We start from the raw sequence: 26,971 nt of genomic DNA on the forward strand, positions 1-26,971 counted from the left end.
TCAAATTGGTTAAACTATTTATAGTGGTAGGTTCTAAAAAAGGTGATAAGGGTTCTGAGCCACTTATCACCTTTTTGTAAACGTGAATTACTCAGCAGCAGCTTCAGTAGCTGGAGCTTCTTCTTCACCTTGTTTTGACTCGATTAAAGCGTCAGCCATTTTAGCAGTTAAAAGTTTAACAGCGCGAATAGCATCGTCATTAGCAGGGATAACATAGTCGATTTCATCTGGATCACAGTTAGTATCAACAATACCTACTAGAGGGATGTTTAATTTACGAGCTTCAGCAACAGCGATACGTTCTTTGCGTGGGTCAACCACGAACATAACGTCTGGAAGATCGTGCATATCACGGATACCGCCTAAGAATTTAACTAGACGTTCGTGTTCTTTTTTAAGTTGGATTACTTCTTTTTTAGGTAGAACTTCGAAAGTTCCTTCTTCTTCCATTTTTTCGATAGCTTTCATACGTGCAACACGTTTTTGAATTGTACCGAAGTTAGTAAGAGTACCACCTAACCAACGTTGGTTGATATAGTAGTTGCCTGAACGTTCTGCTTCGTCTTTGATCGCTTCTTGTGCTTGTTTTTTCGTACCAACGAAAAGAACTTTACCACCGTCTTGACCAACTTGACGCATGAAGTCATAAGCTTCCTCTAATTTTTTAACAGTTTTTTGTAAGTCGATGATGTAGATCCCGTTACGCTCAACGAAGATAAATTTCTTCATTTTTGGGTTCCAACGACGAGTTTGGTGACCGAAATGTACACCAGCTTCAAGTAATTGTTTCATAGAAATTACTGACATGTGAATTTCCTCCTAGAATGTTTGGTTTTTTTCCTCCGCATTTATCGCTTGCAACAAGCTACCCTAATCTTAGAGCACCACTTACTGCATCAAAATGCGTGTGTAGTAATAACACCATTTGCTACTATATCACAGCTTTATGGCATTCGCAACTGTTTTAGCTATGAAATTTCAATAAAAGCTCGATTTCTGTCTTTCCTTTTTGCAGCTTTTTCGCAATTTCTTCAGCAGTTTTTCCCTGCTCAGCCATTTGAACAATTTGTTGTTCCATCGTTAACGGCTTTGATTCTTCTTTTGGTAAACTATCAACCTTTGGCGCAGCCGTTTGCGCAGCCGTTGTTCCTCCCTGTTGTTGACGAGAATAGGCATTCGCTACGATATTTTTTGGCATTAAAATACGTGACTCACTATTAACAGTCACTGCCTTCTTCTCACTATCGGTTTGTGACAAAGGCTGTCCTTGACTTTTAGGCACAGCTATTGGTTGTGCCTGTTGTCCAGTGTCAGGTGTCATAGTAGGTTTTGGTACCACTTGCAAAGCTTGAATTAGACGATTATTTTCATCCTTCATTTCAGCTAAATAGAGGCTAATCGTATCATCCATTTCTCGCATTAAGCGTTCCTGCTTTACTTCTAAATCTTTGAATTTCGCTAATTTCGTATTTAATATAATAATGAAATAAAATGATAGTAGCTGCAAAACAAAGAGAACAGCAATTAAAATGGTTGTCATAGTAAACTCCTATCCACTAAAATCCACGAAATTACCTTTGAACGGATGCTGAGCCTGTTTTTCTGGTTTTTCGTTATGGTTCTTTTTCTTTTTACGCGTTCCTTTTATATACTCGCCACCCGCTTCTTCCTCTTCGCTAATCTCCGCCATCCCCTCTGAAGTATTTACAGCTTTTTGCTTGCGCTCTAATTCCTTTTTTAACGCTTCATTTGCATGTACTTGTTGAGCTAAAGTTTGTTGTTGTGCCTGATCTGCCATTTTACCCGCTTCAAACGTTTTTGGAATAGCTATTTGTAATTCGACACCTTTTAAACTCATTAAAATTCCTCCCTCAACAATCCGTTAGATACTAGACATTAATCATTTCATTCGACAATAGCTTTCGCAACTTAAATAATGCTTTTGAGTGAATTTGAGAAATACGTGATGTTGATAATTCGAGCATTTCACCTATTTCAGTTAGTGTCAACTCTTCTGTATAAAATAAACTCAGTACGAGCTGCTCTTTATCATTAAGCTTTTGTATATTTACCGCTAAATCATCAAGTAACTCCGATTTTATTACGACTTGCTCTGGAGTCTTTGTCGTATCATCACGGATTACAAATGACTTCCCCTCTGCTTCTTCCTGATCTTGTTGCTCATTGATGGAGAGTACATTTGAGAAGAAATGCTCCTGCACCGTTTGGTAAACCTCTTCCACAGGTAACTCCATATGCTCTGCAAGCTCCTCAGGCGTCACATGGCGCATTAACTGTTGTTCTAATTGTTCAATCTTGGCATCCATCTTTTTGGCCTTTTCTCGTGCAGAACGAGGTAGCCAATCCTCTTTACGTAAGCCATCAATTATAGCGCCTCTCACCCTAAAAGAAGCATATGTATCAAACTTTAAGTCTCGATTTATATCAAATTTATTTAAAGCATCAAATAGACCTAGCATGCCTAAGCTTGTTAAATCGTCACGCGATACACTCTTAGGTAAACCTGCACCAATTCGCTGCACATGGTAAGTCACAAGAGAAGTATATTTTTTTATTAATAAATCACCCGCATCAGGATCACGTTCATTCACCCATCGATTCCACAGCTTTTGTTCATCGTTTAGAATTGGTTGTGTCATAAAATCCACCTCTCTACTTTGCGCCTGTTTGCACGGACTTTTTGCGCTTTCCTCTCAAATGCTCCAAGGCGCCAATAGTTCTGTCGCTTTGTTAACTCTGTACGCTTGAAAATTAAAAAACATACACATGTCTATCAAAAAGAGACTCACTTATCACATTTTGAGTATTTTGCTTACAATGACTGACAGATTTAGATACAAACCTATGCCATTCTTTCCTTTTATTATAACAACATTCCACTATAATTTCATATGATTCTCTAACACTATTCTATTATTAATAGCTGTTCTATTTTAGGCAGAAGAAAACTGCCTCCAATAATTAGTCGACAGCTAACATTAGAGGCAGTTTAAAGTGTTCTGGCTTATGCATTTACTTGTTGTTCATCTTCACGATGCATCATCGTTCGAACGGCTTGTGCAATATCTTCTGTGCTTTCATCTTGAAACTCAACCGTTGAATTTGTCGTAGAAGTTTCTTTCCCTTTCTCATCGACGACAGAAGCACTATTTTCTTCTAGTCCACTGTCATCTAGCGACGGGTCGGCAGTTGGTGTAAATAACACATACGCAATTAAAAACCTTACAATGTACATGACAAAAAATACGATAATTGCTGCTACAAATGAACCGATGATAATACGTAATGGTGTATAGGGCTGTTGCAGTGTCATAAAGAAATAAAGGGAAAAGGCAATCAATGCCCCCCACAGGTTATAAAAAATAGAACCAAACATTATATTTCACTCACTCCTTGGTTAACCGTTCGAATATGTAACATCGACGTAGCAGGGTTAAATTCAATTGTTCGACCGCTATTACCGCCCGTATTTTCGGCTACTAAAGGAATTCCATGACGTTTTAATTCAAACTTTACAGCCTCTACATTACGAGGGCCGATGCGCATTGAATCTTTGTCTGACGTAAATTGAAACATTTGCGCACCCCCCGCAATTTTTGCCTTCAGTTTAAATTTTTGAACACCCTCTAGCTTTAATAAATCAATCATAGCTGAAATGCCCGTATCTGCAAATTTCGCTACATTTATTGACTCTGCTCTACCTAAACTTGAATCTGGTAGCATGACATGTATTAAACCAGCTATTTTCTTTGACTCATCGTATAAAATAACGCCTACACAAGAACCAAGTCCTGAAGTTCTAATCGTATTCGGAAATTTCGCTACATCCATTTGAGCAATTCCAACTTTTATAACTTGTCCATTATTATTGTTGTTAAGCATAGGCTATGAAACTCCCAATGATTTAAAAATAGCATCAAAAGAATCTGGATCAGGCAGTAAGAAGAAATGTCCCCTCACTGTTTCATGATCCTCCACACCGTCTTCAAAAATGGATGTATTAATTACGATGACATTATCACTCACGTGCGATAATTCAATTAAGCCAATACTAATAATAGCACCAAACATATCTACACTTAGACCAGGCACAGTTGGATAAATTTTTAAATTTGTAAAATCTGATAACGCGGATAAATATGAACCAGATAAAATATTCCCCATTTCCTGCATGGCAGATAAACCTAACTCCGAAACAGGTGGGTTTTTAAAGTCGAATGATTCATCCTGTATTAGACGTCGGATAAAGCGATTAGCTTGTTCAATCGGAAGTATGAAAAACATGCTTCCTTCAGCATCTCCCTCGATGCGTAAAAAAATCCCAACTACAACGTTTTCGGAGCCACCAGCAAGCTCCATCATGTCATTAAACGACACCATTTCAACCTTTGGGACACGCATATCGATTTTTTTACCAAGTAAATTGGAAAGAGCTGTTGCAGCATGAGCAGCTCCAATATTTCCAATTTCCTTTAATACGTCTAAATGTAGTGATGTAATCTTTTGATTAAGTGTCATAATCGAATCCCTACTTTAGTGGATTTAATACTTTCTCTAAATGTAATAATATTAATAATCGTTTACCTATTTTGGCTACGCCAGAAATAAACTCTTCTTCAAGAGATCCTACTACCTCTGGTTGAGGCTCGATTGAGCTTGCTGGAATATCCAACACATCGTTCGCTGAATCTACAACAAAGCCTACTTCCATGTCTTCTAAAGAGATAATGATAATACGAGTCGTTTCTTCGTGCTCAGAGATTGGTAATTCAAAACGTTCACGTAAATCAATAATTGGTGTTACGACACCTCGTAAATTGATGACACCTTTTACATATTTCTCCGTTTTAGGTACACGTGTAATATGCATAAGTTTCTCGATACCTTGGACGTGTGATACTGGAATCGCATATTCCTTATCTGCTAATTGGAAGACAATTACTTTAATATTTTCTTGTTCAACTGCATTTGTCATAGTAAACACCTCTCTTATTCATTCACCTTATTTTATAAGTGCATTGCAATCCACAATTAGGGCTACTTTACCATTTCCTAAAATTGTTGCACCTGAAATTGCAAAGATATTCGTTAAGTAGTTTCCTAATGATTTCAGTACAATTTCTTGTTGGCCAATGAATGAATCTACAACTAAACCAGCAAGTTTCTCGCCTTTACGAACAATTACTACTGAATGGAATTCATCATCTTGTAGCTCTTTACGAGGTACTTCGAAGATTTCTTCTAGGAATACAAGTGGAACCACTTTACCACGGAAGTCAATCACCTTTTGGTTATGCGCATTCATAATATCTGATGAACGGATAATCGAAGTTTCAATAATTGATGATAGTGGTATCGCATAAATTTCTTTTTCTATTTCCACAAGCATTACCGAAATAATAGATAATGTTAATGGCAATTGGATGGAGAAAATAGAGCCTACATCTTGTGTAGATTCAATCGAAATGTTTCCACCTAACGATTCAATCGTTGTTTTGACAACGTCTAGCCCTACACCACGACCTGATACATCTGAAATAACATCTGCCGTTGAGAAACCAGAAGCTAAAATGAGCTCATTAATTTGATTGTCTGACATGGCAAGAGATTGTTCACGCGTAACAACTCCTTTTGAAATCGCTTTTGCCAACACTTTTTCACGATTAATACCCGCTCCATCATCTTCAATTTCGATAAAGACGTAGTTACCACTGTGATAAGCACGTAACACTACTGTGCCCTCTTCTGGCTTTCCTTTTGCACGGCGTGTAGTAGGGTTTTCAATACCGTGATCGACAGAGTTACGGATTAAGTGAACGAGTGGATCTCCAATTTCATCGATTACTGTTCGATCAAGCTCTGTTTCTGCGCCAATAATCTCAAGGTTTATTTTCTTATTAAGATCACGAGATAACTGACGAATCATTTTAGGGAAGCGGTTGAATACTGTTTCCACTGGGACCATTCGCATTGTTAAAATAATCGTTTGTAGGTCACCCATAACACGGCTCATTCGTTCAACAGTTTCGTTTAACTCCCCATGATTGACTTCAGTTGCAATGGATTGTAAACGTCCACGATCAATCACAAGCTCCTCAAAGAGATTCATTAAAATATCCAGACGTTCGATATTTACACGAATTGTTTTGTTTCCTACAGGTGCATGACTTTTATCTGCTTTAGCAGGTGTTGATTTTGCTGGTGCAGGCTTAGCTGGAGCTTCAACTGGTGTATCTACTATCTCTACTGGTGTTGTTGCTGTAGCCGTTGCTGTAGCCGCTACCTCTTCATTTGCTTCATATTGTTTTTCACTGAATTGCTCTTGATTAATCTTTGCAACACTTACTTCATCAACTTCAGAAACCTTCATTAACTTCTTCTGCATATCTTCTGCAGATTCTTTTGTTACGAACGCTACATAAAATTGTTGATCGAATTGTTCATCTTCAAGCTTCTCAACAGATGGCGTTGATTTAATAACGTCCCCATCTTTTTCAAGAATCTCGAATACCATAAATACACGTGCTGCTTTTAATAGACAATCTTCACGCAGTCTTACTGAAATTTCAAAAGCATTAAATCCTTGTTCCGCAGATTGCGTTATAACTGTTTGCTCGAAGCCGTCATATTCTAATACGCTTGGTACTTCAGGTGTAGCTACAGTTGCTACTACTTCTGGAAGAGCTTCCTCACCAGATTCAATGCGCTTTAACTGTGCGACAGTGGAAGAAACATCTCTTTTACCGTCTCCGCCATTAGCAATATCCATGACCATTTCTTCTAAATGATCCACAGATTCAAATACAATATCTAAAATTTCTGGTGACACATGAATTTTTTCATTTCGAATTGCATCAAGGACATTTTCCATTTTATGCGTTAAATCTGCTAAGTCTTCGAAGCCCATAGTCGCTGACATACCTTTTAATGTATGAGCAGAACGGAAAATTTCTCCAACGATAGCCAAATCATCTGGGTTTTTTTCTAGCTCTAATAAATGCTCACTACAAGCTTGTAAATGCTCTTTACTTTCTTCGATAAACATCTCTAAATATTGATTGACTTCCATTAAGAGGACACCCCTTTTAAGGCAAATATTTCATAATTGTTTGTGCAATATCATCTACATCAGCGACTTCATCGACAAGCTGCGTTTCCACCGCAGCTTTCGGCATACCATACACTATGCAAGTTTCAGCTGACTCTGCAATAGCGACCACATTTCCGGTATTTTTTAATGCTTTCAGTCCCTTCGAACCATCATAGCCCATACCCGTCATAATGACTGCTACCTTATCAAAATCTTTAAATTGACTTACATCTTCAAACATCACATCTACAGATGGGCGATGACCAGAACGTGGTGGTTCGTGATTATCTAGCACGATGCCAAATGAGGTACCAACTTTTCTTAACCTTAAATGGTATCCTCCAGGCGCGATATAGGCCACGCCATTTTGTAAAATATCGCCTTGCTCTGCTTCTTTTACCGTAATCTCGCTCAATTGGTCTAAGCGGGAAGCCAGCGATTTTGTAAAGCCCGCTGGCATATGTTGAACAATAAGAATTGGCGCTTGAATTGTTTTTGGAATTTTAGTAATTACTTCTTGTAGTGCACGCGGCCCACCAGTAGATGTACCAATCAACACAATTTTTTTACTCGCTTTACTCCATTCAATATTTCCCTTAGTGACATTCGTGCCTGTTGCGTTCACATTGACTGGAGGCATGACTTTACGTTCTTTCGACAATTCTTTTCTTATTGAAGTAGGCGATACAATTGGTTCTTGTTGTCTTTTGCTAATTGATGGTTTTTTCAATTTAGAAATAGGTACCAACGAAGCTTGTTCTACTTTATAGACAAGTTCAGATTGGATTTTATGTAAATCAAGAGAAATTGTTCCGCTAGGTTTCGCAACAAAATCAACTGCTCCATACTCGATCGCAGTTAGTGCATTTTCAGCCCCTCGCTGGGTTGTACTCGAAAGCATGACGACAGGCACTGGACAAATTGTCATAATTTCATTTAATGCATCGAGTCCATTCATTTCAGGCATTTCAATATCCATTGTCACGACTGTTGGTTTTAATGTTTGGATTTTCTTAATCGCATCTTTTCCATTTCGTGCTGTTCCAACTACTTCAACCCTCGAGTTTCCAACAAAAAAGTCACTAATTAGCTTTCTCATAAAAGCAGAATCATCAACGACTAAAAGCTTGCTTTTATGTACAAAGTCCAATTAATCACGCCCTTTCGAAAAAATACTTCTAAGTTTAGATAAGAATTTACTTGCTGACTGTTCATGTGCATGCACTTCCTCCATACGTTGTTCCATAAACCGAGCCACTATCAGTTGAAGTGTTTTAGAAATAAGTGCTTCTGGATATGCGATTGAAAATGGCACTTGCTCGCGCACAGCATTACGCACAACAGGGTCCTCAGGTAAGGAGCCTAATACTATAACCTCTTTGTCTAGAAAACGTTTCATCGTAAGCTTTAAACGTTCAATCGTTTCGATACCTTCTTCTTTAGAAAAAGCACGATTACAAAGTAAATAAAATTGCTTATCCATATCGCGAACGTGAATATATTTCATCATTGAATAGGCATCTGTAATAGAGGTTGGTTCAGCTGTTGTAATAACTATAATTTCATCAATAGATGTTAATAACTCTAGTGACCATTTTGTCGCGCCTGCTCCCATATCAAATAGGATATAGTCGAAGTTTTTTTGGAGTTGTTCAAAAGCATGAATCAGTCTTTCAAACATTGCCTCCGACCATTCCAGCACACTCGACATGCCAGAGCCACCAGCTATACATTGTAAACCATGTGGCCCTTCAAATATTACCTCATCTAGTGATTTATTTCCTTCTAAGTAATCTTTTAAACTATAAGAAACATTTTTTCCAATTAATATATTGATATTCCCCATCCCAATATCCATATCTACAATTGCTACTTTTTTGTCCTTACTCGCTAAATTAATTGCAAAGTTCATTGAAAAGTTACTCTTACCAACTCCACCCTTACCGCTTACAACGGCAATTGTTTTACCTAATTCACCTTGCCGCTTCAGCATTTTCAAGCGTAATGTTTCTGCTTGATCTCTCATTTTTCTTCACCTTGGAAAAACATATTAAGCACTGCTTCTAAATCAGCTTCTTCAATATCTTCTGGTACTTCTTGACCATTGGTATAGTAAGCAAGTCCTTTATTATATTTAATCATTAAATTAATCATTGTGCCAATAGAATTTGTTTCATCGATCTTTGTAAAAATAAATTTTTCAATTGGCACACTTTTAAATTGCTCAATAATATTGGTCATATCCCTTTCTTTTGCCGTCATAGCAAGTACTAGAAAGGATTCAGCTTGATCATCAAACTGAATAAGGCGTTGTAAATCGTCTACATATTTTGCTTCCTTATAATTGCGGCCAGCAGTATCGATAAAGACTAAATCTAAATGGGACAATCGTTGCACAGCTTGCTCGTAATCTGTTGAATTATAAGCAATTTCAACAGGTGCTTGTAATAGGCCAGCATACGTTTTTAACTGCTCAATGGCAGCAATTCGGTATGTATCTGTAGTAATAAAGCCTATTTTTTTCTTTTTCTCTAGAACTGCTCGCGCTGCCATCTTGGCAATTGTCGTTGTCTTGCCGACACCCGTTGGTCCTAGCACATTAATATATTTCCGTTCATAGGATAGGCCTGCAATCGGCAAGCCTTCTAGTTTTTTACGCAACAAGTTTTTTGTAATTAGCTTGCATTGTGAAAAATTGATTTCTGAAGCTTCGTTGAAATGCGCAAAAAGCTCATCACCAATCGTTGTGATGAGCTCCTCATTTAGCTCTTGCTGTCTTAAGTATTCAATGAAGGATAAGAGTTCATCGGGATATTGAGCTTGGGTAGCCTTCTTGTGCATTGATTGCATTAACGATTTTAAATCAGCAATTTCCTTCCTCAGTTCTTCAGACATACCTGATTCATCCTGCAAAGTTATTTCTTGCTTAGGCTGAGCATGTTGAATTTTAGCTTGCACAGCATTTGTAATCTCTAGTAAACTAGCATTTTCTTTTTTAGCAGGAATCATAGGCATACTTGCAGGTGTTGGAGCCGTACTGCTTGGCTCCATCGTGTCAATCCCTGCAACTACCTCAAAACTCTTCTTTTTTACAAGCCCAAAAAGTTTCTTTGTTACGACTACTTTTGAATTCAAAATGACAGCGTCATCGCCTAAATCAGCACGTACAAGCTTCATTGCTTCTGGTATGGAAGATGCATTATATTTTTTCATTTTCATTCAACATTCACCACCCCAACACTTTGAATTTCAATAGAAGCATCAAGTTCATTATAAGATAATACCGGAATCTGTGGGAAATAGCGTTCTGTCAGCTGACGTAAATACATACGAACTGCTGGAGAGCACAAAATAATAGCAGATTGTTCCATAAAGGACACACGCTCTACCTCTGATGCAATGGTCTCTAGCACCGTTTGAGAATCTTGAGGATCCATTGCTAAATAATTGCCGTGATCCGTTTGCTGAATGCTATCTGCAATCATTTTCTCTACTTTACCCGATACAGTAATGACTTTCAATGATGAGCTGTCTCCTACATATTGAGAGGTAATTTGACGAGCTAATGACTGACGAACATACTCTGTTAATATATCGGTATCACTTGTTAATTTTGCATAGTCTGCTAATGTTTCGAAAATAATTGGCAAGTTACGTACAGAAACATTTTCTCGAAGAAGCTTGCCCAGTACTTTTTGGATTTCTCCTGTAGATAATGGTGCAGGTGTTAATTCTTCAACTAAAATTGGATGTGTTTCACGTAAATGATCAATTAATTGTTTCGTTTCCTGACGTCCTAATAATTCATGCGCATTTGCTCGAATCATTTCTGTTAGGTGTGTTGACACAACACTCGGTGGATCAACAACTGTATAACCAGACATCTCAGCGTCCTCTTTCACTTGCTCTGTAATCCATTTTGCAGGAAGACCAAATGACGGTTCAACAGTATCAATACCCTCGATTGAATCATCATCTCCAGGGCTCATCGCTAAATAATGATCGAGTAGAAGCTCCCCACGAGCCATTTCATTACCTTTAATTTTTATGCGGTATTCATTTGGCTGAAGTTGAATATTATCACGAATACGAACAACTGGAATGACAATCCCTAGTTCCAATGCTAGTTGGCGTCGAATCATGATAACGCGATCCAATAAGTCCCCACCTTGGGCTGCATCTACTAGCGGAATTAAGCCATAGCCAAATTCAAATTCAATTGGGTCCACATTTAATAAATTCACAACATTTTCAGGGCTCTTCATGCCGTCTGTTGCCACTTCTTCCTCAATTTCAAGTAATTCTTCCTCATCCTCTGGTTTCTTACGTTCCATCATGTAAGCACCTGCAACAAGTGAAATACCAATTGGTAACGTTACCCAGTTAGGAATTGGCGTGAACAAACCAAGTAAAATAATAGTACCCCCAGCAACATAAAGAAGCTTTGCTTGAGCGAATAGTTGTCCTGTAATATCTTCTCCTAGACTTCCTTTAGAGGATGCGCGTGTTACTACAATCCCTGTTGCTGTTGAAATAAGAAGCGCAGGGATTTGTGATACAATACCATCACCAACCGTTAGCTTTGAGAAATGGGTTGCTGCTTCCGCAAATGGTAAGCCCATTTGCACAACACCGATGATAATACCAAATAATAAGTTGATAATTACCATTACCATTGAGGCGATTGCATCCCCTTTTACGAATTTCGTAGCACCATCCATCGCTCCATAGAAATCCGCTTCACCCGAAACTTTATCACGTCGTTCACGTGCTTCTCGCTCAGATATTACACCTGCGTTTAAATCAGCATCAATACTCATTTGTTTACCGGGCATCGCATCGAGTGTGAAACGAGCAGCTACTTCTGCAACACGTTCCGCCCCTTTTGTAATAACGATAAACTGAATCAATACAAGAATTAAAAACACTACTAAACCTACGAGAACATTTCCGCCAACTACGAAATCCCCAAAGGTTTCAACAACCGATCCAGCATCTCCATTTGCTAAAATTGCACGCGTTGTGGAAACACTTAATCCAAGCCGAAACAGGGTTAACAGAAGAATAACGGAAGGGAAAATAGAGAAATCTAACGCTTCCTTCATACTCATTGCTGTTAAAAGTACTATTAATCCTAACGTAATATTAATGACGATTAAGAAACTTAGCATCCACGGAGGAAGAGGGATGATGAGCATCGCAACGATTAAAATAACCGCACCTAAAACCCCTATATCGCGAACCTTCATTTGTGTCCCTCCTACATAAAAGCTTTAAATTTTCCGCTTAATACGATAAACATAAGCGAGTACTTCTGCTATTGCTTTGAAAAATTGTTCTGGTACTTGATCGCCTATTTCTACCTGATCATACATGGCTCTGGCTAATGGTCTGTTTTCTACCATTATGACATCATGTTCTTTCGCAATCAGTTTAATTTTTTGAGCGACAAAGTCTGTCCCCTTCGCCACTACACGAGGGGCATCCATACTGTCCTCATCATACTTTAGAGCGATCGCATAGTGAGTTGGGTTAGTGATTACGACATCAGCATTTGGCACTTCTGACATCATTCGACGCATTGCCATTTCACGCTGACGTTGCTTGATTTTTGATTTAATCAGCGGGTCACCCTCACTATTTTTATATTCATCTTTAATATCTTGCTTAGACATTTTTAGATTTTTTTCATACTCATGTTTTTGATACATCCAGTCCAATAAGGATACACACAGTAACACAAGAGAAGCCGCGATACCCATAATGCCAACAAGTTTACCAACTGTAACAAGGGTCACCCACGGACTTTTAAATGATAGTGCTAAAACTTCATGTAAATTTGACCATATGATAATTGTTGTTACTCCACCAATAAAGGAAATCTTTAAGATTGACTTTATAAGCTCAACAATGGCTTTTACAGAAAAGATTTTTTTTAAGCCTTTAATTGGATCCATCTTTTTTAAATCAAATTTCATCGGCTCTAATGTGAATAAGAAACCAAATTGTAGAAAATTACCTGCTAAGGCTCCTACAAACGCAATTGCCATTATTGGAACAATGACATAAGCCATTTGTACTAATGTTTCGGTAAATAGATGCATTACACTGTCAATCGTAAGTGTTTCTACACGTACGTTATGGATAAATGTTTGCCTAAAAAAAGCTAACAGATCGTCTCGCAATGATCCTGCAAAGAATAATAGAAAGATAAACACCATGAGCATCACAATCGCACTGGATATGTCCTGACTCTTAACGACCTGCCCTTTTTTTCTAGCATCTTGTCGTTTTTTAGGTGTCGCCTTTTCCGTTTTTTCACCTGCAAAAAACTGTAAATCTAAATCCAGTAGTAGCAACATCTTATCCACCACCTAATATCGCCATTAAATCGCGCATTCCGTAAATCATAATCGTAATCAACTTTTGAATGACTTGTATCATAACCGCCATCATTGTGAAGAGCACTAAAAAACTGACACCAATTTTAATTGGAAAACCAACCACAAAGATATTTAATTGTGGCACCGTTTTTGCCGTTATACCAAGTGCTAAATCCACTAAAAACAACGTTGCTACAACAGGTGCTGCCATTTGAAACGCAATGGCAAAGACGGCAGTAAATGTTGTCATGACAAACTGGATATAATCATCTTGCGCGAAATTAGGAAATCCCTGATCTATAGGTAAAAACTGATAGCTATAGAAAATTCCATCTAGAATCATATGATGGCCATCAATTGCCAATAAAAACAGCAACGCCAATGTATTGAAAAATTGACCGATTAATGGACTTTGCGCCCCTGTTTGTGGGTCGATAATATTGGCAATGGCAAATCCCATTTGGAAATCGATAAAGCTTCCGGCAATTTGAATTGCCGACATGATGATATAGCCTATTAGACCTAACAACAATCCAATAACAGCTTCTTTCATCACTAAAAGTATGTAATCACCATTAAAAAGAAATGGCTCTACGTCTATTGTATAATACATCATCCAAGCTAAAACGAGTGCGAGGGAAATTCGTACTTTCTGCGGAATCGTCCTATATGAAAAGAAAGGTACCGTAACAAAAAAAGCTGTTACGCGCACTAGTACTAATAAGAATACCGTTATTTGAGGGACTAGTTCATTCATGTACTCACCCTATATAACGCGTTAAATTCTCAAAAATGTCTCTCGCATAGCTCGTAACTTGTGATAACATCCACGGACCAAAGAAAACGATGGCCACTAATACTGCGACGATTTTTGGAACGAATGCTAACGTTTGCTCTTGAATCGAAGTTGTTGCTTGAAATATACTTACCGCTAAACCAGAGATTAAAGCAACTAATAATAGCGGTCCGCTTGTTAGAAGGATAATCATAATGGCACGCTCTGCTATTGAAATAACCATTTCACCTGTCATACTGTATCATCCCCTAAAAACTTTGTAGTAATGATTTCATTACGAGGTACCAGCCATCGACGAGTACAAATAATAAAATCTTAAACGGCAATGAAATCATAACCGGTGGTAACATCATCATCCCCATCGACATTAATGTACTTGCGACAATCATATCGATTACAAGGAATGGAATAAATATCATAAAACCAATTTGGAAAGCGGTTTTAATCTCACTGAGTGCGAAAGCAGGTACTAGCATAGTAAGTGGAATTTCCTCTACAGATGCTGGCTTTTCTGCCTTATTATATTGTAAAAACAAATCTAAATCTTTTTGCCTTGTATGCTTACTCATAAACTCTTTAAACGGCACACTTGCCTTCTCATATGCTTCTTCTAGCCCAATTTCTTCAGCAAATAGTGGCTGTAATGCCTCTTTATTGACCTCTTGAAATGTAGGTGCCATGATAAAGAAGGTTAAAAATAAGGCAAGTCCAACAATAACCTGATTAGGAGGCATTTGTTGTGTCGCCAACGCTGTACGTACAAATGAGAGCACAATGACAATCCGCGCAAATGATGTCATTAAAATTAAAATGCTCGGGGCAAGTGACAATACAGTTAATAATAAAAGGAGCTTAATAGAAGTTGAGACATTGGTTGGGTCGCTGTTGGAAAAATAATTGACTATATCATTCATTTATCATCATTCTCCTTTTGCTTCCATCTCTCTAATTCTTCACTACGCTCCTGTTTAATTTCAGAGATTTTTTTTTCAAAAAGTTCACCAAACGAATCTTGTTGTGTGCTTGTTGATGAATTTTGTTTATTTTTTCTCTTAAACTTAGAAATTACTTCTGCTATATAAGGTGATGTTGCCGCAAATTCCTGTTTTTCGTTATAGAGCGCTAACAGCTCTTCAACTTCTTGCGGATCGGTAATTTCTCGAATCAGTTGGACATCTTCACCGACACCAACCAAATAAATCGTTTTACCTATTTGCAACAGTTGAACAGACTTTTGTGCCCCTAACGATAAACCGCCTAAATTTTGTACCATTTGATTTCGTTGAAAAGTTAAATTTCTTTTATTTAAAAACTTCATCAACCCATAAAATAAAGCTACAACAAAAATAAGCGCCAAAACCATTTTTATGTATTCCCATGCAGAAACATCTCCAGCTGCTGAAACAACTGTATCTTCTTTCGCAGCTGGGTCTGAATTATCCTTACATTCCTCTGGTTTTTTCATACAATACTCAATACTATTTGTATCGGTATCTGCATGAACAGAAACTGTTGGTGGGTACACAAATAGGAAGGTTACAAGAAATGCGAAAATCATCGTTACACGAAATGATTTTAACATTTGCATGAAATCATCCTAGTGCTTTTTGAATCGCTTCAATTACACGATCAGCTTGGAAAGGCTTAACAATGAAGTCTTTCGCGCCCGCTTGAATTGCATCGATTACCATCGCTTGTTGTCCCATTGCTGAACACATGATTACTGTTGCGCTTGGATCAGTACCTTTAATCGCTTTAAGAGCCGCAATACCATCCATTTCAGGCATTGTAATATCCATTGTTACTAAATCTGGCTTTAACTCGTTGTATTTTTCAACAGCCTGTAGACCATCGGCAGCTTCCCCTACAACTTCAAATCCGTTTTTGGATAAAATATCCTTGATCATCATGCGCATAAATGCAGCATCGTCTACAATCAAAATTCTTTTAGACATGGTTAACTCCTCCAATTGAAACTATCTTAAATTATTTAAACGCTCTGCCTGACTTAAAACATCTGTAATGCGGACACCGAAGTTTTCGTCAATAACAACAACTTCGCCTTTGGCAATTAGACGACTATTTACTAGAATATCAACTGGTTCCCCTGCTAATTTATCTAATTCTATAATCGATCCACTAGCTAGTTCTAAAATCTCTTTAACAGAACGTTTCGTACGTCCTAACTCTACAGTAACTTGCAATGGAATATCAAGTAGCATATTTAAATTTCTAGCCTCAGATTGAGAGATTACATTTGGATCAAAGCTAGCAAACTGTGCTTGCTGAACATTTACAGGTTGAACTGGTCTTTGTTGCATATGAATTTGTTGTTGTTCTTGATACATTGGTGGTTGCTCTTGATACATCGGCTGTTGCACTGGTGCAGCTGGCTGTTGATATGCCGGTTGCTGTGCTGGTGGCGGTGTATGTTGAACTGGTGGTGGCGCAATAGGCGCTTCCGGTGCAATTGTAGCTGCAACTGGCTCTGCAATCGCCTCTGTTTCACCTAATAATGATTTGACAATATTTTGACTAAACTTAAGCGGCAATAATTGCATTAAGTTCGAATCAATTAAATTACCAATACGAAGTCGGAATGAAACTTTTACTAGTAAATCGTCTTCAGGAATATTGTCTCGACCTTCATTTTTAGAAATATTCATTAGATCGATTGTCGGTGGCGAAATATCCACCTTTTTGTTGAATACTGTCGACATGGATGTTGCCGCAGAACCCATCATTTGATTCATCGCTTCTTGTACTGCACTTAGCTGAATCTCACCTAGGTCAGGCTTAGGGTTTAAACCGTCCCCACCTAACATTAAATCGGCTATAATGGCAGCATCTGATTGTTTAATAACAAGTAAATTCATACCTGTTAAACCAATCGTATATTCTACCTGTACTGCTACATACGGATGAGGAAATTCCTCTTCTAACTTATTACGGTTAATCATTGAAATACTAGGGGTAGTAATGTCTACTTTTTGTCCTAATAACGCAGAAAGAGCAGTAGCCGAACTACCAAAAGATATATTGCCAACTTCACCGAGTGCATCTTGAGCAAACGAATCAAGGTAATCCTCTACTCTTACCTCATTTTGTTCTTCTTTTGTAGAAGCTTCGCTGTCGTTCATTCTATCGTCCAACGTTTCGCCCCTTAATAACGCTTCAATTTCTTCTTGGGAGAGCATTTCATCACTCATCTTCGTCTCCTCCTTTCAAAGGGTCGATAATCTGGATTGCTAATTTTTTACCCTGTTTTCCGGGTTGTACTGTGAATTTAGGCAATGTACCTACTTTCAGCAGCAGTGGATCATCAATTTTTTGTTCTAATTGAATAACATCACCGACTTGCATCATTAAGAAGTCTTCAATGGTGATGTCGCTAATGCCTAACTCAACAGATAGAGGCAATTTAGCTTGTTTAACACGTGTTTCAAGCATTTTTGTTTGCTCTGGTGACATCTCTTTTGTATTAGTTTGCATCCAATAGCGAACAGATAGATTTGGTACAATTGGCTCTAAAACAACATGCGGAATACAAATATTAATCATACCGCTTGTCTCACCAATAATCGTATTTAATGAAATTACGACTACCGTTTCATTTGGTGAAATCATTTGTAAAAACTGAGGATTTACCTCAAGCTCTACTAAAATCGGATCGATTTCAGCAACATTTTCCCATGCTTCGCGTAAATTGTCGAATGAGCGTTCAAAGAGATTTGTCATAATTTTTGTTTCAATTTCTGTTAAGTTATCAACATTACTATGACTTGCTCCACTACCACCCATTAAACGATCTAACATCGAATAAGCAATATTCGGGTTTATTTCCATCAATATATTACCATCAAGTGGTGGCACTTCAAACACATTAATGAGCGTCATATTCGGAATTGATCGAACAAACTCTTCAAAGGGTATTTGGTCTACTGATGCTACTGTAATTTGTACATAGCTTCTTAACTGTGCAGAAAAGAAGGTAGTCAGTAGTCGTGCAAAATTCTCATGTATTCGGGTCAAACTTCGGATTTGATCTTTTGAGAAGCGCAACGCTCGCTTAAAGTCATAAACTTTAACCTTCCGCCCCTCGTCCTCTTTTTTAATGTCATCCGCTGACATTTCTCCGGTCGAGATTGCGGAAAGTAACGCATCTATCTCAGATTGGGATAACACATCTCCTGCCATTTGCCCACCTCCATTTCAAGCAGTTTCTAATTTTTATTGAAAGATGTAGGAGGTAATATATACTTGTTGAATTTCTCCCTCTTGCATCAATTCATTTAACTGTGTTTTTATTGCCTTTTCAAACATTATTTTACCTTGCTTGCCATCTAAATCTTTTTGTTCCATTTCTGAAAGCTCTTGAATAATTAAATTATTCGTTTGGAAATCACGCTTCTTTAACTCTTCTGCAGCGTCCTTGCTAGAAGTTTGGATTTTTAGCGTCATGCGCACAACCCTTTTATCAGCAAGATTGGTCATAATTTCAGGAACATCAACAGAGGCTTCTACAATATCGTCTATTGATGGTTCAAGTGATGCTGCCGGCTTATTGAATTGAGTAAATAATACAAACGCAATAACGCCAATAAGTATAATCGCCACTAGTACGATGATAATCATCGTTAACACTTTATTATTCTTCATCTTCTTCACCTCGTAGATGCGGGTTTGATAGTACTTGTATATTGTTATAAAAAGCTGTTGCCTTTTGTCGCACCTCATCTTCACTCTGTAACACAATAATTTTTGTTCCTGTTGTTAAAGTAATCGTCGTATCTGGGAAAGATTCGACTGTTTCTATGTATAAAGCATTCAGTGTAAATGCTTTGCCATTTAGTCGTGTTAGTTCAATCATTGAAATAGGGCCGGTCTAGCGCAAGAGCCGGCCCGACCCTCCCTCATATTGAAAATTATGTTTTATAGCTCGAACGCCATCTACGCATAACCTCTTGTTACATCATCCAAAGGTCTGCTAAATTACTAGCATCTATTTGGCTATTGCATACTCGAAGGCTTAAAAACTATTAGATAGCAGCTTTCGAAACTAGAAGTAACTAATTTCTAAACTATCGTTTTAAGTTAACTAATTCTTGAAGAATCTCATCCGATGTAGTGATAATACGCGTATTCGCTTGGAAACCACGCTGTGCTACAATCATTTCAGTAAATTCTTCAGATAAGTCTACGTTGGACATTTCAAGTGCTCCCGCCGTAATTGACCCCATACCTGCTACTGTAGCAATTTGTCCATAAGGTGCTCCAGAGTTAGCGGTTGCTTGGAAGTAGTTACTACCTACTTTTTCAAGACCACCGGCATTAGGGAATTTAACCATAACAATTTGACCTGCATATTGTCTATGCCCATTGGCATCCACATATTCAACCGTTCCATCCGAACCGATACTTACATCTTTTGCAGTTGTTGGGATTTTAATTGGGTTATTACCGTCAAAAGTAAATGTATTGTTTTCTCCAAGTAAATCCTCCGTTATGCCATTCAGCGGGCTTGCATTTTTATCTGCTTCTGCATTACTTTCAGTTGAGTCAGTTCCATACAATTTATCATTGGCATGACCAACTAAATATTTCCCCTCTGCATTCACTAAATAACCTGCATTATCCATGTAGAAGTTACCTGCACGCGTATAAACAACGTTTGTATAGTTTTCTGCAACACCATCCGTATTTGTCACAGAGTCAGCTACCATAAAGAAGCCTTCACCTTGAATGGCAAGATCCAATGGGCGGTTTGTCGTTTGACGTGAGCCAGAACCGTGAACTGTATCAATTGCTGCAAGTGTTGAACCAAGACCTACTTGTAAAGGGTTTGTACCTCCGCGAGTAGGGGTTGCAGCTGAAGCACCTCCGCTCGTTTGAGATAAGATGTCTTTGAAAATCACGCGACCTTTTTTAAATCCATACGTGTTTACATTGGCAATATTATTGCCGATAACATCTAGCTTTGTTTGGAAGTTTTTAAGACCTGAAATACCTGAATACATAGAACGTAACATAAGTTGTCGTTCTCCCTTCATTTTTGAATTGTGTGCCTCTGTCAGTCAGCAACACATAGGCTTCCTTACTAAAGAAGGTCCAGCCTTAAAGCACGATTGTGCCATCAATATTAGTAAACAGTTGTTGCTTTGCTTCCGTGCGATCCATTGCTGTAATAACAGTAGCATTTTTAGCACTGACAATTAAAGCTGCTTGATCCATCAAGACTAATGGTTGTTTGACACCTTTTGAATGTGCCTCAAATACCTTGTCAGATACAACCTGCCATTCCTGTTCAGTAATCGAGATATTACGCTCTTTAATACGTTCATGGGCATGCTTACTAACTTTTAGCTCCTGTTGGTTCGTCGCCTCATGTAAATGCGCACTAAACGATTGCTGTGTATTGGTAGGTGTAGGTTGCTTTTGGCGAATAGTTGGATACAATGGGACACGATGAATTGAAAATTTATCCATCTTTCTCCACCACCTTTATTCGCTTATTACTGTAAATTCTTTCCCTGCTAGTTTTTTGCCATTTGCTAATTCGTAATAAATAATGCCATCTTTATTAGAGACAGAAGTAATTCTACCTTGTGCATCTTGTTCCCCGTCTTTGTACGTAACATTTTTGCCGATTAGCATACTCGCTTGTACAAGCGGTGATTCAGTTGATGTATTGTTTTCACCTGTGCTCGTTTCTTTATTACCAAGAATAGCAGAGATGTTTCCAGGGAATATTTCCTTGCCATCTGCCAATACAAACACTGCTTCCCCATCAACAAATTTTAAAGATTGGATAACGCCTGAGCCTTCTATTACAATCGGCTTATTATCTTTATCCACTTCTTTTGTGATTTCATGCCATTTTACTTCTTTCCCAACAAATGATGTATAATTCATAAGCTGTGATTGTTGTTGAGACATCAGTAATGATTCCATCGCCTTTGTCATATTTTGCATTTGTTCTAAAGACGAGAACTGCGCCATTTGAGAAATAAATTCTCGGTCATCCATAGGATTTGTTGGATCTTGATGTTGTAATTGTGTTATTAATAACTTTAAAAATGCATCTTTACCGAGCTCACTACTACCTGTTTGTTTAGTTGGTGCACTATAGTTTGAATAGTAAAGATCATTTGTAATTTTCGTTTCAGCCACTGTTTACACCTCCTCAATTTCTAAATAATCATGGAAGGACATACTCTCTTCGTTATCCTCATTTTGTTGCTCTTGTTCTTCTTGCTGTTGTCGCTTAAAGAAGTTATTAAAGAAGTGTTGATCTCGCTGTTGTCTATCAGCATCCTGCAACGACTGTGCAATATCTAGTCGTTCCACTTGGATATTTTGCTGAACAAATGCTTGCTTTAATTGGTGTACTTGACTGTCAAGCAGTTCACGCCCGTGAGCAGTAGATGCTAGTAGACGCGCAGTTAAAACACCGTCATTTTGGACAAGTTCAATTCGAATTGTACCTAGATTTTCAGGATATAATTTTAATGTTAAACGTGTAATCCCTTGCGCATTAGAAATTTGAGCTTTATTGATGATTGCCTGCATTTCTTTCAGTAATGCCTCCGATTGAGCTGCCTTAGTTGTTGGCAATGTTACTTGAAATGTATCTGGTTTTGTTTGTACTGTATTTGCTGTCACCATTTCATTAGCATTTGTATCGCTTTGCTTCGTCACTTGTACTTGCTGAATGACTTGTTGGAAACCTTGCAACGGCAATGTAACGGTTGTTTTTGTGGTAACTTGTGGCGCAGTTTGAATCGTTTCAATTTGCGTTTGCAACGTTGTTAAAAATTGTTGAACGTTTGACAAACTATTTTCTTGAGACATTGTTAGATCTGCTTTTTGTCCAACTAATTGTGTTAGTTTTAATACTTGAAGTAGCGTTGTAGCCTCCTCGGGCGTTACTTGTCCTTCACCTTGTAAAGCAGCTACTAACTGCGTCTGTAACACAGGTGCTTGAGCGTCTACTAAAGTTAGTAGCTCCCATACATCACTCGCTTGCTGTTCTTCCCCTAGAAGTTGTTGAACCAATTTCTGAATTTGCTCTTTATCTACATTCAATGCAGCCATTAAATTGTCTAAATTCAACATTTCATCCATAGCTACTGCTTTGCCCTCTTCCCCTATTTGAAGCATTAACAAGCCTTCGTCATGCGGGATTTCTAACAAATCTAGCAATTCCTCCATAGATTGAGTATTTAATAATTCCTCTAGTTCAGCTAACTTATCGTTACCTTGTGTTTCACTGCTTTGTGATATGTTATTTTGCTGGTTCGTTGAAGCTACTACTTGTCCAAATACAGACCCAAATCTTGATACTTTATCTTGAGCTGTTTCTGCATTCGTTTTTACTTCAGCATTACTAGCTGACACAGCTTTCGGTGAAGCAGTATTTACTTTAGAAGCCGTCATGTTCATCATTGCAATATTCATGTTTTCACCTCCTTTTCAATTGTTTCTTTATTGTTTAGCCATCAGTTCAGTATATTTCGCAGCATCTTGTGGTTCCATTTTTTCTAGAATAGCTGCTAACTTATCAGGTTTTAAGCTTGATAAAATGCGTAATGCCTGTGCATCGCTCATTTTTATAAGCACTGGTGCTGCTGCTTTAGGTGACATCTTATCAAAAGTAGACAAAATATCATTGAAATCACGTTTCACATCATCTTGTTCTCGATTTAATTTTTCTATTTCAAACAGTAATTTCTCTTGTTCCGTCAACAATTTTTCTTTCTCTGTTGTCGTATCATCTAATTTTTTTTGCAATTGTGCTATTTCGGCTTCTTTTTCTTGTATTTCTGCCTGTAAACTTACAACTTTGGAATCATCAATTACAACAGCATCTTTCGCTTGCTGTGCCTCTGATTCAACAAATGGTAAGCTACTTACTGCCTTTTTTCCTAAATCAAAGACGTTCGTATTCATTAACGTTGCTACAACAAGTAACACCGCTACTACGAACATAACAGGTATTAATATCCATATAAAAAACTTTTGGAAACCTCCTGATTTACGTGGTGGCTGTTGTACTTCTAATTCAGTTTTAATACGGTTTTCTTTTTTCGCCATGAAATCACCTGATTTCTTTCTTGAAATACGTAAGTGAAGAAATTTCATCTAAAAATATGCTCTCAATGCGATCTTGTTCTTGTTGAAATGACTTATAATCTTTTTCACGCATTTTTTCAAATTTACGTACTTCCAAGTTTTTTTCTAATAGTTTTTCTTCGTGCCAATTCATTTTAGAACGTGCCTGCACAACCTTTTGTTGTACGTCGGCAATAGTCTTTTCAAGGCTATCAATAAAACGAGCATAGTGATGAATTTCCTCTATTGATGACCCTACAACTAAACGTTCTTGCTGAAATTCTATTAAATTCTCTTTCTTTTTCATCAAGTCATACAACTTTGTTGCAACCTCTTCAAAAGAACGAACAGATTCTTTATAGGCAATTTCAGTTTCATTTTTTTCTTGTTCTCGAATGGTTAACACTTTTTCAAAACGATACATATAACTAACCAACCTACTTGCCACCACCGTTCGATAATGTAATCAACTCATTCATACTTTCCTCAAGCGTCACCTTATCTAAATACCCTTGCTTTAAATAAGCCGTAATGAGCGGTTCATAATAAATGGCCTCATCTATCTCTTTAGATGTCCCACGTTTATAGGCACCGATATTAATTAAGTCCTCTGATTTGTCATATGTATAATAGAGCTCACGTAAACGCTCGGCCGCTTTTTTATGCGCTGGCTCTGCCACATGATTCATCAAACGACTGACGCTTTTCAGCACATTAATAGCAGGATATTGGCCCTTATTGGCAAGGTTTCGGTCAAGTACAATATGTCCGTCTAAAATACCTCGCACAGTATCAGCAATAGGCTCGTTCATATCATCACCGTCAACTAGTACCGTATAAAAGGCAGTAATCGAACCTTTTTCATTTGTCCCAGTGCGCTCTAATAACTTTGGTAAAATTGCAAATACAGATGGCGTATAGCCTTTTTGAGCAGGTGGCTCACCTGTTGCAAGCCCTATTTCCCGCTGTGCCATTGCAACACGGGTTACTGAGTCCATCATCAACATGACATTTAAGCCACGATTTCTAAAGTACTCTGCAATGGCTGTTGCAGTAAATGCTCCTTTAATACGCATTAGTGCTGGTTGGTCTGACGTAGCTGCCACAACGATTGAACGGCTTAACCCCTCAGATCCTAAATCTCTTTCAATAAATTCGCGCACCTCACGGCCACGCTCTCCAACTAACGCAATGACATTTAAATCCGCTTGTGTATTGCGCGCAATCATACCTAGTAATGTACTTTTACCTACCCCAGAGCCGGCGAAGATACCTACACGTTGTCCGTTACCGACAGTTAACATACCATCAATTGCTTTTACTCCAACCTCAAGTCTTTCGTTAATTGGCGGACGAGTAAGGGGATTGGGTGGATCTTGTTCTGTAGGAACAGACATTAATCCTTTCGGTAACAAAGTACCATCAATGGGATTCCCCATTGAATCTAGAACCTTCCCAATTAACTCTGGTCCCACTTTAATTTCAAGCGGCGCCCCTGTTCCTTCTACTAAGCAACCAATCGATATTTCTCGAAGCGAAGTATAAGGCATCAAAACAACAATTTCATCTTTGAAGCCAACAACTTCTGCCAAAATGATTTGATGGCCGTTTTTCGACGTTTCAACATGAATTTTACACACATCACCGATGGAACTATCGGGACCTTGCGACTCAATCATTAAGCCGACAACTCTCGTTACTCTACCAAACTTTTTGAAAGTCGGTATATTTGGAATTTGTTCGATTAATTGAGCCGTTTTCATGTCGATCATTCCTTACTTTCTAATATTTCATGTAGCTTGATTCTTAATTCATTTAATTGCTCGTCAATACTAACAACTATCCGACCATAATTTGTTTCGATATAGCAATCTGTTTCATTTGCAAAATCTTCGTTAACAAAAATCATAAATGGTACGTCTGTTGGGAACATTTCGGCCAACTCATCACGATTAGATGTAATTAAGCCATAATATGTAGGAGAAACGTAGATTTTAATTTCCTTCATTTCTCTCGCTTCTTTAAGACCTCTACGAACAATGGATAGATATAGTTCGTTGTTTTGCTCTAATGAAGTCCCTATAATACGTTCTGCAGCAGTTAAGCCTAGTTCCAAAATAATCGCTTCTTGATCTTCGATATATTTTTTCGCATTTGCCCCAGCTTGTACAATGATTTCATTCGCTGTTTGAAGGGATTGCGCCATTGCTTCAGTGGCTCTGTTTGTACCATCCTCATAGCCTTGACCATACCCTTCATCATACGCTTCTTGTACACGATTTGGGCGTTCTTCTTCCCAGCTTTGTTTCATATGCTCAATTTCTTGGAAGTGCATTTGCTTCTCTTGTTCAAAGGCTTGTCGTGCGGCTTGAATTTCAGCTCGAGCCTCTCCAAGTAAACGATCACGTTCGGCAAATACATCTTCCATTGTCATTTGATGATGGGATGTTTCATCTGTTTCCATTTCGGGTATATCAAACATATCACGTATTTGTATCTTCTTTACATTATCGCCATTGGACTGTGTGTATACAGAACGGATGATTCTAGACAATGACGTCATCTCCTCCACCACGTGCAATAATAATCTCACCAGCATCCTCTAAGCGACGAATAACAGCAACAATTCGCGATTGAGCTTCTTCTACGTCACGCAAACGAACTGGTCCCATAATTTCCATTTCTTCTTTGAAAGTATCTGCCATTCGTTGTGACATATTTCGGAAGATAATATCTTTTACTTCTTCGCTTGACACTTTCATTGAAAGGAGTAAATCTTCGTTTTCACAATCACGGATAACACGCTGAATCGAACGGTTATCAAGCGTAACAATATCTTCGAATACAAACATGCGTTTTTTGATTTCTTCTGCAAGCTCTGGGTCTTGAATTTCCAGTGCATCGAGAATCGTTTTTTCTGTTTGTCGGTCTACACCATTTAATACTTCAACGACTGCATCGATACCACCTGTTTCTGTGTAGTCTTGCGTCACAGTTGAAGATAGTTTGCGTTCTAAGACAGACTCAATTTCACTAATTACTTCTGGTGAAGTTGACTCCATCATTGCAATACGTTTAGCTATATCAGCTTGTACTTCTTGTGGTAATGAAGATAAAATAACACCCGCTTGTCCTGCTTCTAAATAAGAGAGAATAAGGGCAATTGTTTGTGGATGTTCATTTTGAATAAAGTTAAAAATTTGTGCAGGATCTGCTCTACGTGCAAAGTCGAATGGGCGCACTTGTAAGGAAGAAGTCAAACGATTAATGATTGTTTGTGCTTGTTCAATACCTAGTGCTTTCTCTAATACCGTCTTCGCGTAGCCAATACCGCCTTGTGTAATATAATCTTGCGCAAGTGCAATATTGTGGAATTCTTCAATAATTTCTTCTTTTACATTTGCTTCTACTTTTTTAACACTTGAAATTTCTAACGTTAAACGTTCGATTTCTTCCTCAGTTAAATGTTTATAGACAGAAGCTGAAACCTCAGGCCCTAATGAAATTAACAAGAGTGCGGCCTTTTGTTTTCCGGTTAATTCCTTATCTTTCTTGGACACAGCAGAACCT

At 38.1% G+C, this 26,971-nt stretch carries 32 protein-coding genes; all 32 read right to left on the bottom strand.

Translation table 11 applies throughout. The features are described from left to right. Positions 1 to 87 precede the first annotated feature (87 nt). The 32 genes from rpsB to fliG all read right to left on the bottom strand — a co-directional run bounded on the left by rpsB (position 88) and on the right by fliG (position 26,961). Positions 88 to 807 carry a 30S ribosomal protein S2 gene (gene rpsB, locus C9J37_RS06115; protein WP_024362006.1) on the bottom strand — a complete coding sequence of 240 codons (720 nt, stop codon included), beginning with the start codon at positions 805 to 807 and terminating at the stop codon, positions 88 to 90. A 157-nt stretch (positions 808 to 964) separates the two neighbouring features. Next, the gene (locus C9J37_RS06120; protein WP_107894668.1) at positions 965 to 1,540 is read right to left on the bottom strand and encodes a hypothetical protein; all 576 of its coding nucleotides are present in this window, start codon (positions 1,538 to 1,540) and stop codon (positions 965 to 967) included. 9 nt (positions 1,541 to 1,549) lie between these two features. Next, positions 1,550 to 1,858 carry an RNA polymerase subunit sigma gene (locus tag C9J37_RS06125; RefSeq protein WP_107894669.1) on the bottom strand — a complete coding sequence of 103 codons (309 nt, stop codon included), beginning with the start codon at positions 1,856 to 1,858 and terminating at the stop codon, positions 1,550 to 1,552. 31 nt (positions 1,859 to 1,889) lie between these two features. Continuing rightward, positions 1,890 to 2,660, bottom strand: a complete 771-nt coding sequence (locus C9J37_RS06130; protein WP_107894670.1) for a FliA/WhiG family RNA polymerase sigma factor — start codon at positions 2,658 to 2,660, stop codon at positions 1,890 to 1,892. A 365-nt stretch (positions 2,661 to 3,025) separates the two neighbouring features. Continuing rightward, positions 3,026 to 3,397 (bottom strand): hypothetical protein, encoded by a 372-nt coding sequence (locus C9J37_RS06135; RefSeq protein WP_107894671.1) that lies wholly within the window; start codon positions 3,395 to 3,397, stop codon positions 3,026 to 3,028. Next, the gene (locus C9J37_RS06140) at positions 3,397 to 3,903 is read right to left on the bottom strand and encodes a chemotaxis protein CheD (protein WP_024362011.1); all 507 of its coding nucleotides are present in this window, start codon (positions 3,901 to 3,903) and stop codon (positions 3,397 to 3,399) included. Before C9J37_RS06140 ends, C9J37_RS06135 begins: the two co-directional genes overlap by 1 nt. A 3-nt stretch (positions 3,904 to 3,906) precedes the next feature. Beyond that, positions 3,907 to 4,539, bottom strand: coding sequence for a chemotaxis protein CheC (locus C9J37_RS06145; RefSeq protein ID WP_107894672.1), 633 nt, complete (start codon positions 4,537 to 4,539; stop codon positions 3,907 to 3,909). A gap of 10 nt (positions 4,540 to 4,549) precedes the next feature. Next, on the bottom strand, positions 4,550 to 4,996 hold the full coding sequence (locus tag C9J37_RS06150) for a chemotaxis protein CheW (RefSeq protein WP_024362013.1): 447 nt from the start codon (positions 4,994 to 4,996) through the stop codon (positions 4,550 to 4,552). A 27-nt stretch (positions 4,997 to 5,023) separates the two neighbouring features. Further along, positions 5,024 to 7,090, bottom strand: coding sequence for a chemotaxis protein CheA (locus C9J37_RS06155; protein WP_107894673.1), 2,067 nt, complete (start codon positions 7,088 to 7,090; stop codon positions 5,024 to 5,026). Between the two features lie 16 nt (positions 7,091 to 7,106). Beyond that, on the bottom strand, positions 7,107 to 8,261 hold the full coding sequence (locus tag C9J37_RS06160) for a protein-glutamate methylesterase/protein-glutamine glutaminase (RefSeq protein WP_107894674.1): 1,155 nt from the start codon (positions 8,259 to 8,261) through the stop codon (positions 7,107 to 7,109). After that, entirely contained in the window at positions 8,262 to 9,137 is an 876-nt protein-coding gene (locus tag C9J37_RS06165) for a MinD/ParA family protein (protein WP_024362016.1), read from the bottom strand. Beyond that, positions 9,134 to 10,330: a flagellar biosynthesis GTPase FlhF gene (gene flhF / locus C9J37_RS06170; protein WP_107894675.1), complete on the bottom strand. Its 1,197-nt coding sequence runs from the start codon at positions 10,328 to 10,330 to the stop codon at positions 9,134 to 9,136. Before flhF ends, C9J37_RS06165 begins: the two co-directional genes overlap by 4 nt. After that, positions 10,327 to 12,360 (bottom strand): flagellar biosynthesis protein FlhA, encoded by a 2,034-nt coding sequence (gene flhA, locus C9J37_RS06175; protein WP_107894676.1) that lies wholly within the window; start codon positions 12,358 to 12,360, stop codon positions 10,327 to 10,329. The genes flhF and flhA overlap by 4 nt, the downstream gene beginning before the upstream one ends. 24 nt (positions 12,361 to 12,384) lie before the next feature. Then, a complete protein-coding gene (gene flhB, locus C9J37_RS06180; RefSeq protein ID WP_107894677.1) occupies positions 12,385 to 13,473 on the bottom strand; it encodes a flagellar biosynthesis protein FlhB in 1,089 nt (362 codons plus the stop codon). A gap of 1 nt (position 13,474) precedes the next feature. Beyond that, positions 13,475 to 14,251, bottom strand: a complete 777-nt coding sequence (gene fliR / locus C9J37_RS06185) for a flagellar biosynthetic protein FliR (protein ID WP_107894678.1) — start codon at positions 14,249 to 14,251, stop codon at positions 13,475 to 13,477. A 4-nt stretch (positions 14,252 to 14,255) separates the two neighbouring features. Continuing rightward, on the bottom strand, positions 14,256 to 14,525 hold the full coding sequence (gene fliQ / locus C9J37_RS06190) for a flagellar biosynthesis protein FliQ (RefSeq protein WP_024362021.1): 270 nt from the start codon (positions 14,523 to 14,525) through the stop codon (positions 14,256 to 14,258). 13 nt (positions 14,526 to 14,538) lie between these two features. Next, positions 14,539 to 15,204 (bottom strand): flagellar type III secretion system pore protein FliP, encoded by a 666-nt coding sequence (fliP, locus tag C9J37_RS06195; protein ID WP_024362022.1) that lies wholly within the window; start codon positions 15,202 to 15,204, stop codon positions 14,539 to 14,541. After that, on the bottom strand, positions 15,201 to 15,872 hold the full coding sequence (locus C9J37_RS06200; protein ID WP_235617039.1) for a flagellar biosynthetic protein FliO: 672 nt from the start codon (positions 15,870 to 15,872) through the stop codon (positions 15,201 to 15,203). The genes fliP and C9J37_RS06200 overlap by 4 nt, the downstream gene beginning before the upstream one ends. A gap of 10 nt (positions 15,873 to 15,882) precedes the next feature. Then, entirely contained in the window at positions 15,883 to 16,245 is a 363-nt protein-coding gene (locus C9J37_RS06205) for a response regulator (RefSeq protein ID WP_004269288.1), read from the bottom strand. A 21-nt stretch (positions 16,246 to 16,266) separates the two neighbouring features. Beyond that, complete coding sequence (gene fliY, locus C9J37_RS06210; RefSeq protein WP_107894680.1) at positions 16,267 to 17,499, bottom strand: flagellar motor switch phosphatase FliY; 1,233 nt, start codon at positions 17,497 to 17,499, stop codon at positions 16,267 to 16,269. After that, positions 17,492 to 18,487: a flagellar motor switch protein FliM gene (gene fliM / locus C9J37_RS06215; RefSeq protein WP_069510125.1), complete on the bottom strand. Its 996-nt coding sequence runs from the start codon at positions 18,485 to 18,487 to the stop codon at positions 17,492 to 17,494. Before fliM ends, fliY begins: the two co-directional genes overlap by 8 nt. A 33-nt stretch (positions 18,488 to 18,520) precedes the next feature. Continuing rightward, entirely contained in the window at positions 18,521 to 18,949 is a 429-nt protein-coding gene (gene fliL, locus C9J37_RS06220; RefSeq protein ID WP_069510127.1) for a flagellar basal body-associated protein FliL, read from the bottom strand. Continuing rightward, positions 18,939 to 19,160, bottom strand: a complete 222-nt coding sequence (locus C9J37_RS06225; RefSeq protein WP_024362027.1) for a flagellar FlbD family protein — start codon at positions 19,158 to 19,160, stop codon at positions 18,939 to 18,941. Before C9J37_RS06225 ends, fliL begins: the two co-directional genes overlap by 11 nt. A gap of 211 nt (positions 19,161 to 19,371) precedes the next feature. Further along, a complete protein-coding gene (gene flgG, locus C9J37_RS06230; protein WP_107894681.1) occupies positions 19,372 to 20,319 on the bottom strand; it encodes a flagellar basal body rod protein FlgG in 948 nt (315 codons plus the stop codon). An 85-nt stretch (positions 20,320 to 20,404) separates the two neighbouring features. Next, a complete protein-coding gene (locus C9J37_RS06235) occupies positions 20,405 to 20,776 on the bottom strand; it encodes a TIGR02530 family flagellar biosynthesis protein (RefSeq protein WP_107894682.1) in 372 nt (123 codons plus the stop codon). Between the two features lie 15 nt (positions 20,777 to 20,791). Next, on the bottom strand, positions 20,792 to 21,460 hold the full coding sequence (flgD, locus tag C9J37_RS06240; protein WP_107894683.1) for a flagellar hook assembly protein FlgD: 669 nt from the start codon (positions 21,458 to 21,460) through the stop codon (positions 20,792 to 20,794). A gap of 3 nt (positions 21,461 to 21,463) precedes the next feature. Continuing rightward, positions 21,464 to 22,747, bottom strand: coding sequence for a flagellar hook-length control protein FliK (locus C9J37_RS06245; protein WP_107894684.1), 1,284 nt, complete (start codon positions 22,745 to 22,747; stop codon positions 21,464 to 21,466). 27 nt (positions 22,748 to 22,774) lie between these two features. Then, positions 22,775 to 23,383, bottom strand: coding sequence for a MotE family protein (locus C9J37_RS06250; RefSeq protein WP_024362032.1), 609 nt, complete (start codon positions 23,381 to 23,383; stop codon positions 22,775 to 22,777). A 4-nt stretch (positions 23,384 to 23,387) separates the two neighbouring features. Then, positions 23,388 to 23,837, bottom strand: a complete 450-nt coding sequence (gene fliJ / locus C9J37_RS06255; RefSeq protein WP_107894685.1) for a flagellar export protein FliJ — start codon at positions 23,835 to 23,837, stop codon at positions 23,388 to 23,390. 1 nt (position 23,838) lies between these two features. Next, positions 23,839 to 25,164 carry a flagellar protein export ATPase FliI gene (fliI, locus tag C9J37_RS06260; RefSeq protein WP_024362034.1) on the bottom strand — a complete coding sequence of 442 codons (1,326 nt, stop codon included), beginning with the start codon at positions 25,162 to 25,164 and terminating at the stop codon, positions 23,839 to 23,841. 5 nt (positions 25,165 to 25,169) lie between these two features. After that, the gene (gene fliH, locus C9J37_RS06265) at positions 25,170 to 25,955 is read right to left on the bottom strand and encodes a flagellar assembly protein FliH (RefSeq protein ID WP_107894686.1); all 786 of its coding nucleotides are present in this window, start codon (positions 25,953 to 25,955) and stop codon (positions 25,170 to 25,172) included. After that, the gene (gene fliG, locus C9J37_RS06270; RefSeq protein ID WP_024362036.1) at positions 25,948 to 26,961 is read right to left on the bottom strand and encodes a flagellar motor switch protein FliG; all 1,014 of its coding nucleotides are present in this window, start codon (positions 26,959 to 26,961) and stop codon (positions 25,948 to 25,950) included. The genes fliH and fliG overlap by 8 nt, the downstream gene beginning before the upstream one ends. Positions 26,962 to 26,971: the final 10 nt, after the last annotated feature.

The sequence above is a fragment of the Lysinibacillus mangiferihumi genome, from assembly GCF_003049665.1.
GTDB classification, from domain to species: Bacteria; Bacillota; Bacilli; order Bacillales_A; family Planococcaceae; genus Lysinibacillus; species Lysinibacillus mangiferihumi.